6 protein-coding genes and 2 pseudogenes are annotated in these 12,969 nt (G+C 35.1%); 2 read left to right on the top strand and 6 right to left on the bottom strand.

Annotated elements, in window-relative coordinates; genetic code table 11:
* Window positions 1–5: 5 nt before the first annotated feature.
* The 6 genes from dapE to murC form a co-directional block, all read right to left on the bottom strand.
* Entirely contained in the window at window positions 6–1,097 is a 1,092-nt protein-coding gene (gene dapE, locus ACLL8X_RS00625) for a succinyl-diaminopimelate desuccinylase (RefSeq protein WP_411989023.1), read from the bottom strand.
* 3 nt (window positions 1,098–1,100) lie between these two features.
* Window positions 1,101–1,700 (bottom strand): LysE family translocator, encoded by a 600-nt coding sequence (locus ACLL8X_RS00630; RefSeq protein WP_411989024.1) that lies wholly within the window; start codon window positions 1,698–1,700, stop codon window positions 1,101–1,103.
* Window positions 1,701–1,837: 137 nt separating this feature from the next.
* The gene (locus ACLL8X_RS00635) at window positions 1,838–6,697 is read right to left on the bottom strand and encodes a restriction endonuclease subunit S (RefSeq protein WP_411989025.1); all 4,860 of its coding nucleotides are present in this window, start codon (window positions 6,695–6,697) and stop codon (window positions 1,838–1,840) included.
* An 8-nt stretch (window positions 6,698–6,705) separates the two neighbouring features.
* On the bottom strand, window positions 6,706–8,916 hold the full coding sequence (locus tag ACLL8X_RS00640) for an endonuclease MutS2 (protein WP_411989026.1): 2,211 nt from the start codon (window positions 8,914–8,916) through the stop codon (window positions 6,706–6,708).
* Entirely contained in the window at window positions 8,917–9,264 is a 348-nt protein-coding gene (locus tag ACLL8X_RS00645) for a hypothetical protein (protein ID WP_411989027.1), read from the bottom strand.
* Window positions 9,257–10,552: a UDP-N-acetylmuramate--L-alanine ligase gene (gene murC / locus ACLL8X_RS00650; RefSeq protein ID WP_411989028.1), complete on the bottom strand. Its 1,296-nt coding sequence runs from the start codon at window positions 10,550–10,552 to the stop codon at window positions 9,257–9,259. The genes ACLL8X_RS00645 and murC overlap by 8 nt, the downstream gene beginning before the upstream one ends.
* 438 nt (window positions 10,553–10,990) lie before the next feature.
* Here murC and ACLL8X_RS00655 point away from each other — a divergent pair.
* Both ACLL8X_RS00655 and ACLL8X_RS00660 read left to right on the top strand, forming a co-directional pair.
* Window positions 10,991–11,815: pseudogene (locus ACLL8X_RS00655) on the top strand (cache domain-containing protein); the annotation flags it as partial.
* A gap of 747 nt (window positions 11,816–12,562) precedes the next feature.
* Window positions 12,563–12,961: pseudogene (locus ACLL8X_RS00660) on the top strand (methyl-accepting chemotaxis protein); the annotation flags it as partial.
* Between the last annotated feature and the right edge of the window lie 8 nt (window positions 12,962–12,969).

Genomic DNA, 12,969 nt, shown 5'->3' on the forward strand with positions numbered 1-12,969 from the left:
AATCCTTAAAAATTCTCCACCAAATCCCTAAAAACAAGGCAAAGTTTTTCAAATTCTTCAACGCTTACTCTTTCATTGACAGCGTGAATGGTATCATTGCAAACTCCAAATTCCACTACCTTTACGCCGTATTTTGCAAAATACCTTGCATCGCTTGTGCCGCCTTTGGTATTCAATTCAGGCACTTGATGGGTAATTTTTTGCACACTCTCATTCATTTTTTGAACGATTTTATTATCAATATTTGTCAAAAAAGCTTCGCTTGACTGTTTAAGCTCTAATTCATAGTTTAAACCATGACAAATTTTTTCTACATAGCTTTTTACATCTTCTAAGCTTGTATCAGGAGAATTTCGCACATTAAACAGCACTCTTAAATCATTTGGCGTTACATTGCTTACTCCCATACCCCCACGAATATCGGTTATAACTATCTTTGAAGGGCTAAACTCAGCACTACCCGGGTCAAGGTCAAAACCCGCTAAAAGCTTTAAAACGGGGGCAAAATCATGCACGGGATTGATACATTTTTCAGGATAAGCGGCGTGTCCTTGTTTGCCCCTGATTAAAAGTTTGCCATTGATAGAACCGCGGCGTCCAATTTTAATACTATCGCCTATTTTTTTAACGCAAGTTGGCTCAGCAACCACAGCATAATCAGGTAGCATATTTTTTTGCTTCATCCATTCTAAAACAATTCTAGTTCCATATATAGCTTCGCCTTCTTCATCGCTTGTTAAAATAATACTAAGCCTTGCTCCTTTAAAATCCGCATTTTTCGCCGCATCCACAAAGGCTGCCACTCCACTTTTCATATCTTGTGCGCCCCTTGCATAGATAAAACCTTCTTTTTCCACAGGCGAAAAAGCATCGCTACTCCAACCCTCACCTGCTACAACGACATCGATATGCCCACCAAAAGCCAAATGCTCGCCTTCATCTTTAAATTTTTTAGTGAGTAAAAGGTTTTTAATACCCTGTTCTTCGATAAAAAACGCCTCAAAATCGCTTAATTCCATAGCGATGAAATTTAAAGCTCCATCATCATTTGGAGTAAGGGATTTAAATTTTAAAAGTTCGATTAAAAATTCTTTCATTTTTCATCCTATAAAAGTTTTGTATAGTAAATTAAGAGCAAAATACTCTATAATTATAGCTGAAATTATATTGATTGCAAAAACCACTCTTGCGTTAAAAATATGACTATACCTTGCCACTACAAAAGCCAAAGCACTTACCCAAGAAAGAATAGAAACAACAAGCCCCAAAATCATCGAATAAGCATGAGTATTGCTTAAAACCACACTTGAAACACTGAGCCAAAATCCTATCACAAAGGGATTTGAACCATTTAAAAAAGCTCCTTTAATATAGCTTTTGGGAAGACTTTCTTTAAATTCTTTGTGTTCTAAATTTAAGCTTTCTTTCTTTTTTCTTAGCATCAAATACGCCATATAAGTTAAAAAGCAAAAACCAAAAAGCCCCAAAGAACGCATAAAAATAGCATTGTCTAAGAAATTCAAAAGCCCAAATTGAAGCAAAAAAAGATAAAGCATATCCACACTAAAGGCTCCAAAGCCTACCGCAAAGGCATTTTTAAAAGATTTTAAGGCATAGCTTAAAATCAAAATATTTACAGGTCCAAAAGGCACACTCACCCCAAAACCTAAAAATACGCCGTTTAAAAAGGAATCAAACATCACTAGCTTTCATAAAATTTTCTATATCAAGTGCGATTTTTTTATAAACATAATGCAGACAAACCCACTCCGCTTAGTATCATAATATTCTTCATCGCTAAACCTTATAAAATTTACAAAGTTTAGCGAAAAATACTTTAAGAAAATAAATATTTATGCAAGATTTTTTCTTTTTCTTTTTCTAAAAATTCTAATTTAGATTTGATAAAATCACTTTGCTGTTCTACTAGCTCAATACTTTGAACAATTTTGTCCTGTGCTTCTAGAGGTGGGAGGGGGATTTTTGTATTTTTGATTTCATCAACACTAATGCTTTCAAACGCCATTCCTTGTCTACCTACAAATAAATGTTTGTTGTATGAAATGCAATAAAAAAGAAAGCTATGATTTTTCGCACGGATAGCCGCCAAGCCCCTGCCAATACAGATTTTTTCATAAGGGTTGATATTGACATCGCCAACAGGTGCTCGCACGCTCATCAAAATATCATTTTTAATACTCTCTTTGGTTACTTGAGAAGTCCAAACTCCAGAATCTTGCAAATATTTTTTACCAAAATCTTTTTTACCTTGAAAAAATAAAAGCCCCTCTTGCCTATCATTATAAAACTGCGACTGCGGGGATTGCCCTGCGATAAGCTCTGCAATTTCGCCTAATTTTTTCATTTCCCAGCCGTGTTTTGGTGGAGTAGGAAGAGTTTGTAATAGCTCTTTGATATTTTGACTTATTCCCGTCTTTTGCAAAATGAAGCTAATGAGCTTTGCAAGCTTTAAGCGTTCTTGAGTGAGGGTGGTAATTTTGCTTAAGATTAATTTAAGCTCTGCTTGCTCTCTCTCTCTCTCTCTCTCGTTACCTGCATTTAGGGCATTATTTAAAATTTCTGCCTTTCTTGCCTCTAGCTTTGCTAGGCTAGAATCTATGTTTGCGATTTTTACTTCTACTGCTTCTATGGCTTGAATAATTTTTTCCTGAGCTTCTAGAGGTGGCAGGGGGATTTTAAATGTTTTAATATCATCAACATTAATGCTTGGATAGGAAGATTTTGGCATTTTTTCCTCCATTTGTTGCATTAAGTCATCTGAAAACATAAAAAGAATATAGAGAAATTTAGATTTTAACTTTTCCCTGCCCCTAAGAATAGCAAACCCTGTTGAAAATATAGAATCTTTTATGTGTTCTTTAATGTAGGCAAACCCTTTAAGGTAGGGTCGCACGGTTGAAATTATTACGCTATCATCATCGGCTAATCGCCTAGCTCTTGTCGGCAGTTTTGAACCCAAAATTCTATTATCAAGGGATAATATACCCGTGCCTTTTCCCACCGAATCTATGTCAATATAAATATATTCCTTGTCTATATCATTGCTTGGATTGTAAGTTTTTTCATTAATAGCACAGAGATTTATTAGTTTGTGTTTTTCCCAGCCGTGTTTTGGTGGAGTAGGTAGAGAATTTAAAAGGATATTTAAGTCGTCATTACGAGAATTTGACTTGTCAAATTCGTGGTAATCTAAATTTGGGTTTAAATGGATTGCTTCGGCTTCGCCTCGCAATGACGGAGTTTTGTCTCGCAATGACGGGGTGGGGTTCGTTTCAAGCTCTTGAGATGATGGGGCTAAAAGAGTGAAATCTAGTTTAGCTTCTAGCTCTTCTAAGGTCTCTAGGATAAAGGAAAAATCACTCCTGCCCCCCGTATCGCAAATTCCACATTGGACTAAAATGGCACGGATTAGCTCTTGGTATTTTTCTATACTCATTCTTATGGTGTTGTATTGCTCTTCTACCTTTTCGCATTCACGGACGATTTGCTTTTGAATTTCAAGCGGCGGAAGGGGGATTTTTAAGCGTTTATATAAATTCATATCTAAATTTCTAATTCCACTCATTCCCCCTTGCATTGCAAAAGTTGTACCTTGTTGGTAAATATAGTGTAATACTAAATGCAAGAAAAAGGGATTAATATCATCTCGTGTAACTCTTAATCTTGTCGTAAAATTTGAAAAAGAATAAGGTTCATTTGTTTTAAAAGTAAAAATCACAACTCTACCTACTGCTTGTGTGGAGCTGCCGCCTGATTTTTCTATGATAATGTCACCATATTCCAACTTTCTTTTTTCAAATTGGCTTTTTTCAACTTCAAGCTCTGGATATTCAGAATCTAGCTTTAAAGTGCCTTTCATTGAAAAATTCGTATTTCTAATAACCTTTGCCTTTGTAAAGGGTGGCTTTTTGCCTGTCCATAAGCCGCCTATAAATTCGCCACATTCTGCAAGGTAGATTAACTCATACTTGCAATTAGCAAAGGGGTTTTGTGGATTGTTTTGCTTGCCTTGCTCGCTTAGAGTGGCGGGGCTTAGGCTTATAGTCTTTTGAAACAGGGCGTTATCAAAAGTCAAAAGATGGCAGGTTTTTGCAAAGCTTACATATTTATCAAAGGCTTTATGAGTATAAAACTCGCCCTTGAAGCTTTGCTTGATAGCATAGGCGATTTTATCCTCTGCGTTTCTATTCTCTTTATGGCTTAAAAGCCCCTCTGTCTCTTGCAAGCCTGCATTGCTTGTCTTGCCCTTATTGATGACAAAGCCTAAGAATCTTTTCTGCTCGGCGGTGTCATCTGGGGATTTTACGATGAGAGTGTTTTGCTTATAAGTTAGGGCGAAGTATTTAAGCTTTTCTCTTTCCATTTGAAAACAAAAATCAAAAAGCCTTTTTTCTAGCTCTTGTTTTTGAGAGTTTGTATCTAGTGCCTTAAAGGCTTTAGAATCTTTATATTTTTTTATCTCACTTTGCTCACAAAAAGCTTCTTTATAGTTTTTAAAAAGCTCGTAGCTTGGAATTTGCTCTTGTTTTAAAAAAGCCTTGTAATCTTGCAAGTCTATGTTTTGAAAAGCTACATAAGATTGCAAAATCTCTTTGTCTTTGAAATTTTCTAAGTTTTGATTATTAAAAATCGCACTTAAGCTATCTTCTAAAAGTTCGGTAATTTTGGGTGGCTCATCAAAGCGGCGGAGGAATAAAACGGCTGTGTTTGTGCCTGTGGTGCCAAAGGTTTGAGAGCCAAAGGAGCAAATGGCGTGGATGGCAAAATTTTGTAAAATGATTTCTCTTGCGAGTATGGTGGATTTGTCTGTGTTGCTTAGTATGGAGTTTGGCAAGATTATTGCACAAAGGGCTTTTGGTTTTAAGATATGCGTAAGCCTTTCTACAAAGACATTTTCTATTTCTTTGGCGTTGGGGCTTAAGTGTTCTAGCACTTTATAAGGGATATTGCCATTTTTGCCTTTTAAAACGCTGCGTGATAGGTGTTGTTTGAATTCTTTCACACTATAAGGGGGATTTGCCACTAAGATGTCAAAATCTTGCTGGTTTTCTCCATAAAACTCTTTATCGTATTCTAAGCCGTCTATGAAGCGGATTTTATTTCCCCCTGCACCATTGAGTAGCATACTCACTTGAGAAGTCATAGCTAGGCGGTCATCTGCGTCTATGCCATAAAAATAGCGTGAAATTTCAATATCTTCTATACTTAGTCTATCTTTACAATAATCGCTTATCGCACTGACACCTTCTGTTAGAAAATGCCCAGCCCCACAAGCAAAGTCTATAACTTTTGGGAATGTTTTATTGCGTAAATTTACAAAGTCTTCAAAGGGCAGAGAATTCCAAATAAAACGAGTAATGGGCATAGGAGTGAAATAAATACCCTCATTTTGCGTAAAGCCCTCGTTTAAAAAATGCTCAAAAAGGTCGCTTATAAATTGATTTTTATTTGCATATAAAAGGAGATAGTTTTCAAAAAGCTGGACGACTTCTACTAAAATCTTGCCATTTTGATTAAAAAGCTTTTTGTTATAGACTTTTTTAAAGGCAAAAAATTGTGCGGAGTAATTTTGTGCATCGGATATGGCGTCTTCTAGAATCCTTTGGGCTTGTTTGCGGTTGGTGTGAAAATAATCTTTAAAGGTTTTTTCTACTAAATCATCGGCGACAAAAAAGACTTCTTCGTTTAAAAACTCTCTCATCGCAGAGATAAAAAGCCCTTTTAATCGCTTATAAAGGCTAAAATAATCATCGCTAAAGGGGTTGTAATAAAACTCTAGCCTTTCATCATCACTTTTCTTTTCATCGTAGCATTTTGCTAGAAATATGGCTAGTAGCACATCAAAGGCGGTGTTTCTATTGCTGACTTTATTGTGCCTTAGAATTTCTCTAAATTTTAGATTTAAGCCATCGCTTTCATCAAAGGGTTTTAAGTCTTTTTTGTAAAGAGGTAATACGCCTATATTGTAAGCTTGTGATTTAAAGATTAAATCGTGATAACTTTGCTTGTTGTAAGTATCCTCCCAAGTGGAGAAAATATCGCTAGCTTCTGAGGCTTGTTTAAAGGTTTGGATGCTTGTATCGCTTAGAGCTAAATTTAAAACATTATCATCGTCTTTAAATTGTATAAGCTCATCTTTATAGCTTATACTTTTCGTATTTGCATCAAAATCACTTGCATAAAGACATAGCCACTCTACACTTCTAGCCTGTGCGGCGTAGCTAAAGAGCTGATTACCCTCTTCGTTTGTAAATAGGTCTTGCTTTGCTTTGGTGTATTCTTTTCCAGCGGTTTTACACTCTATGATGGCATAGACAAATTTTTCTTTTGTGTCCTCTGCCTCTTTGTAAATAGTGATGTCTGCCCTGCCGCTTTTGCCTGTGTGTCCTAGCCTCCAAGTTTTCTCTAGCACTAAATCCTCTGGCTTATAGCCCTGCTCTAAGAGCCTATGCACGCACTCAAAGACGACAAAGTTTTCATTTCTTGCTTTGCCATCTGTGGTGGTAAAGCCCACAACAGAATCGCTTTCTGTGTATAAGTCTTTTGGGTAGATAAGCTGTTGGTTAGCAAAATCCACTTGCATTATGTAGGAATTTATGGTTTTGCTATAAACATTTTTCTTTTGGCTAAACCCTAAACTCTTTAAAACTTCTTTTAAATTATCTTTTGTAATCATTTATACCCTTACAATCTCACTATCTTAGCACCAAAGCCGCCTTGATTCATCGGTGCGTCATTAAAGCCTTTGACACTTTTATGAGTTTTTAAAAACTCTCTTACTGCAAAGGCAAGCTTTCCTGTTCCTATACCATGATAGATTAAAATCTCATCAAATCCCGCAAGTAAGGCATCTGAAATAAATTTATCAAGCCTTGAAATAGCCTCATCACTCCTAAGCCCGTGCAAATCTAAACTTAGGCTTAGTTGAGTGGGTTTTGTGATATTAATGCTTGTTCTTGGACTTATTTTAGGCGTAGGAGTGCTTTTTTTAAGCAGTTTTAAAGGCACACGAAGTTCAATCCCATTGCTTTGTATCCTAGCGTCATTTTTTGAAATACTTATGATTTTACCCTTGATTTTTTCATATTTTACAAAATCACCCACACACAACTCTTCATTTTGCTCCCTACTTGGCAAGATGATTTCTTTTCTTAGCTCATTGGCTTTATTAAGGCTTCTTTGCTTGTCCTTTGTGTCTTTAAGCTGTATGGTTTTCTTAGCTTCTTCTATGGCTTTGTGAAAGCTAAATTCTAACTTTCTCAAACTCGTGCGAAATTCTTGTTCGTTTTTTTCTTTTTGTTCTTTTAAAGAAAACAAAATTTCATCAACTTTTTGTTCTTTTTTATGGACATCTTGGAGTTTAGCTTTAAGTTCTAATTCAAGATTGATATTTTTACCCACAAGCTCTTCTAAATTTTCTTTATCCTCACCATAAAGTTTTTTCGCCTCGCTAACCAAATGGGATGGAATTTGATAACGCAAAGCCGTTTCAAAAGCATAAGATTTACCCAGTATGCCTTTTAAAAATTCATATTTTGGACGCGAAAACTCTTCATCATACAAAGCAGCGATGAGTTCAACTTGCTCATTTTTTGCCAAAAGCATAGCAAGGCGTTTATGATGGGTTGTGATGATGATTTTAAGATTATTCGCTATAAGCTTTAAAATCAAAACACTATACAAGCAAGCCGCTTCTTCAAAATCCGTTCCAAGTTCTATTTCATCGATACCTAAAAGCAAATTTTTCTTAGAAAAAAGCCTAGAAAAATGCAGCATTCTTCCAGCAAAAGTTGAAATGTCATTTTTAACATTTTGCGGGTCTTCTATGATGGCGTCAAATTCTTTAAAAGTGCCGATTTTACTTTCACTTGCTTTTATAGGCATAGGAAGAAGAGCCTTAGCCAAAAAAGCCGCACTGAGTAAGGATTTTAAGAGCATAGATTTGCCCCCTGCATTAACCCCTGTGATGATTAAAACTTGTTTTTTAAATTCCAAACTCACACTTTTTGGATTTTTTAAGGCAGGATGAGCGAAATTTTTAAGCACCAAATCACTAGAATTATCACACAAAATAAATTCCAAATCCCTTTTTTTAGCTAGCATTACCCTAGCTGCGTAGCTGTCAAATAAATCAAAGGCTTGATTAATGAATTTCAAAAAGGGCAAATTTTTTGCTAAAAAAGCTGAGAAATTTTTAGCGTATTCATAATAAATTTCTTCTTTTTGATTTTTGATTTTTTCTATATCATTTTGCAAATTTTCAATGCTTAAAGGCACGATATAAAAGCCACCGCCACTGCTTCTGCCTATGATTTTTGCCTTTATAGCGTGATTAAATCCCCCTCTTACGAGCAAGGCTTGAGTATTGCTTATAAGATGCACTTGGGTATCGATAAGATAGGGCATTAAGGCTTTTGCATAGCAAAATTTCTTAAACTCAGCCATAATGCTTTCATTTTTCATTCTTAAGGCGGTATTAAGATTTATAAGTCTTTCATCTAAACTTTCTTTTAATTCGCCCTTTTCATCAAAATTCAAACAAAGTTCCAAAACCTCGCTACGCAATTGTATCTTTTGTAGCCAAGAATCCAAATTTGTTCCAAATTTTAATTTTTTTAACTTTTCAAAATAACGAAAAATTTTTACAAATTCAAAAATTTCATCTAAGTGTAAAATTCCTTGCTTACTTAAATGCACTAAGGCTTTGTCAAGATTGCTAAGTTCTGGCATAGCAGGAAATTCCACTTCACAAAGCTCATTAATGCGTTTAAAGTGAAGGCTGGAATCGCCTTGTAAAAATATGTCCTTATCCCTTGCAAAAAGGGCTTTAAACTCTTCTAAATAGCCGTTTAAATCAAGCTTTGAGATTAATTCTTCTTTACTCTCATTCATCATTTAATCCGCTAATTTGCAATCTTTAATATCTATGATTAAAGAATTAAAGCTTTGATTATTATCCTTTGAAATAAAACTTCCTGTGCCAAATTCGTAGTTAAAATACGCCTTAGAAACATTAATATCCTTGCATAAGATATTTTTGTTTTGATTAAAAGCCACAATAATATCTGTTCTTAAATGGCTTTTTTGGGTGTTTTTCATTTCAAAAAATACGGCTAAAATTATGAAAATTCCTAGCAAAAGAGCGAAAAAGGGCTTGGTCTTAGAGCCTAGTTTTTCACGCAAAGCAAAAGCGATTAAGGCTAAAATTAAGATGATTAAAAGATAAAATAAAATTCTACTCATTCTTTTGCCTTAATTTATTGCTAATATCTCCTGCACCAAAGCCTATAATAAGCCCTTCTTCAAAAACTTGCCCCCTAGAAGCGACCAAAAATTTACCCTCTCTTTTAATATCTTCTACAAACAAAGCCTTAGGAAAAACTGCCTTTAAATCAAGCTTTATAAGCTCTTCTCCTGCGGCATAAACAGGTAAAATCACAAGTTCATCGACTCCTTCAAAAGCCTTTGCAAAGCCCTCTAAATTTGCAGCCAAACGCGTATAGCGGTGAGGTTCAAAAATCGCTGTGATTTTCTTATATCCACCTAATCTTGCGTATTCTTTTGCTGCACTTAAAGTCGCTTTTATTTCAGTTGGATGATGCCCATAATCATCGATTAAAACCAAATTTTCATCCGCATGTAAAATATCAAAACGCTTTTTAATGCCTTGATAGTTTTTAAGCCTAGTTCTTATCGTTTCTATATCTAAAAAATTTAAAGCCGCTAAAATCGCTAAAGACGCATCAAGGGCTAAATGATACCCCATACCAAAAACCCTAAATTCCCCCAAATCCTTAAGCTCAAAGCTTGTAAAAGGTTTGAAATTTTCTATACACATAGTGCAGTTTTTAATGTCCTTGCTAGGATAAAGCCTCAAAGCCTCGCCCTTGTAGTTTTTCAAAAACCCATCTTCGCCGTTAAGCACACGCAACTTAGCACTATTTAAAAAACTTTCATAAGCATTGTGAAGCTTTAAAAGCTCATTATCATAATGCTCTAAATGCTCAGCTTCTGCGTTGGTAACCAAAGCCAAATAAGGATTGGAATTTAAAAAAGAACTATCGCTTTCGTCAGCTTCAAAAATCAAATTTTGACTTTCTTTATAAATCATATTGGAGCCAAATTCTTTTAAAATCGCACCGATAATCACAGAAGCATCATCCATCAAAGAAGCCAAAATGCTTGAAGTTGTGCTTTTTCCGTGTGCTCCTGCAACCGCAAAAACACGCTTGTCTTCTAAGATAAGAGGCAAAGCTTCTTTGCGTGAAAGACACTTGATGCCTAATTTTTTAGCGTTCTTAAATTCGGGATTTTCTTCTTTGATAGCCGCTGAAAAAATGACTAAATCCTTACCTAAAACATTATCCTTATGATGAGGAATGCTTATATTTAGCCCTTCTTTTTCTAATTCTTGAGTGATTTTACTTTCTTTAATATCACTTCCGCTAATGACAAAGCCTTTTTCCTTTAAAAAGCGTGCCAAAGCGGAAATTCCTATACCGCCTATGCCGATAAAATGGATATTTTGCATACTCTAAGCCTTTGTAATTTAAAGGCTTGATTTTAACACTTTTTTACTAAAAAGAAAATTTAAATCCTAAGCTACAAAAACTAAGATATTGGGTTATTATCAAATTTTCACAAAACTTAGCCAATTTTTATCTTAATAATTTATCTTGCATTTTATGAAAAATACTTTTTATCCTAAAATAAACATCTTTTTTGCAAATTTTTAACGTTAAAGGATAATAAAATAGCTTTAACTTTTCGTTGATATTTTTTATTTTTTAAAATAAGTTGGAATAAATTTTATATTTTAAATCTCATTTGAGTAAATTTGTAGCAAAATTATAAAAAAAAAAAAAAATAAAACTAACATCAAGAAGCTTTTAATAATAAATTCTTTACAATTTGTCAATATTTAAGTTAATTTTTATCTTAAATATTAGGTAAAAATGAAGGAGTTTATATGGGCGTTAAGAGCAAGTTAAATTTAGGCGTAGGGATATTGCTTTTGGTGATATTTGGAGCCTTTGGTGTGCATAGTTATATCAGCACAAAAAACACTTACATAGAGCAAAGTAAGGAAAATAAAGAATCCACGCTAAGAGCGGTGCTAAACTACACCAACGACTATCTTAAAAGTAGGCAAGATATCATCGATGGAGCGGTTAAAACCCTAGAAGCAAATTCTCACATTTATAATAGCCGAGAAATTTATTCTTTCGTGCGTTCCATAGCTAGAAGCTCTGGTTTTGAAAATTTGTATTTTACTTATGTAAAGAACGGGGACTTGATTGTAGCGGGCAGGAGTAATGATTTTGCTTATGCGGAACTGCTTAAAAATAAAGATGGCACGAAGTTTGACCCCAGAGATAGATTGTGGTTTAAGCAAACCCTACAAACAAAGACTACTAATATTACCAAACCTTATGTGGATTTAGTAAGTAATGCTCTTGTCATTAGCTTTTCTCAGCCTGTTTTCAATCGCGATAATGAGATAGTAGGCATACTTTCGGGCGATTTGTCCTTAGAAATTTTTACTAAAAACATACGCGAGTTTAAATTCTCCCCTTCGGCTAGGGTGTTGATTTTTGAAGATTTATTCTATGTAACACCGGGTCGCTTTGTGCTTGATGAAAAAGGTAAGCCTTTTATAAATGCACTTAAAGAAGGTATGAAAACTTACAAAGGGGAAGCCTTTGAATATCTTTCAGCTTTAGACAATGACAAGCGTCTAGCAGTTTGTGGTGTTAGCAATATAGGCTGGAATATCTGCCTTACTAATTCTTACAAAGATTATGAAAATGCTTTAAAAAGTGCTGCGTTTTTGAATTTTATCTGGTTTTCAGGCACTCTAATTGTCGTGCTTTCGGGGCTATTTTTCATTACCTCTTACTTGCTTAATCCACTCAAGGACATTAGAAGCAATTTGCAGCAGTTTTTTAGCTATCTTAATTACGAGCAAAAAAACTACGAGCCTATATCCATAAAAAGCAAAGATGAATTTAAACAAATGGCGAATTATATCGATGAAAATATACGCACTATCCAAAAATTACGCACCCAAGAAGATGTCCTACAAAAGGATATTCACGCTATAGTTGAAGAAGCTAAGGAAGGACGCTTTGGTAAAATGCTTATATCTCAATCAAAAAATCCAAATCTTACCCAGCTTAAAACGACCATTAACGAGATGAGCCAAACCCTTTGTGAGACCATTGCTATAGATATTTCACGTGTTTTAAAGCTTTTTAAAGCCGCACAACAAGAAAATTTTAAAGGCTTAATCCCTGATGCAGTAGGCATTGAAAAAAATGCTAATGCTTTGATTGGCAGTATAGTTAAAATGCTAAATGCTTCCAAAGAACTAGCCATAAATCTCAACACAAGAAGCGATGAGCTAAATGAGTCTGTAACGAACCTAGAAAAAAGTTCTGCTCAACAGGTGGAATTTCTAACCAATATAGCAGGTGCGGTGGAGCAAATCGCTAGCTCAATGACCCATATGAATCAAAAAGGCGAAAGCGTTGTCAAACAAAGCGAAGACATTACCAAAATCGTTTCTGTGATTAAAGAAATCGCAGACCAGACCAATCTTTTGGCCCTAAATGCTGCCATTGAAGCGGCACGTGCAGGCGAACACGGACGAGGCTTTGCTGTGGTGGCTGATGAAGTAAGAAATTTAGCCGAACGCACTCAAAAAAGCTTAGATGAGATTGATGCCAATACCAATTTACTTACCCAATCCATCAATGAAATTGTAAGCTCCATAGCTGAACAAGCTCAGGGCGTAGAGCAAATCAATGAAGAAGTAGGAGAGCTTAAGAAAAGCACACAGACTAATCTTGACATTTCTTTAGCGACTTCAAATATAGGCCATAGCATTTCCAAAATCGCTAATGAAATTTTAGACGATGTGAATAAAAAAGAATTCTAAGCCTTTTG

The sequence above is a fragment of the Campylobacter parajejuni genome (assembly GCF_046764905.1).
Taxonomy (GTDB): domain Bacteria; phylum Campylobacterota; class Campylobacteria; order Campylobacterales; family Campylobacteraceae; genus Campylobacter_D.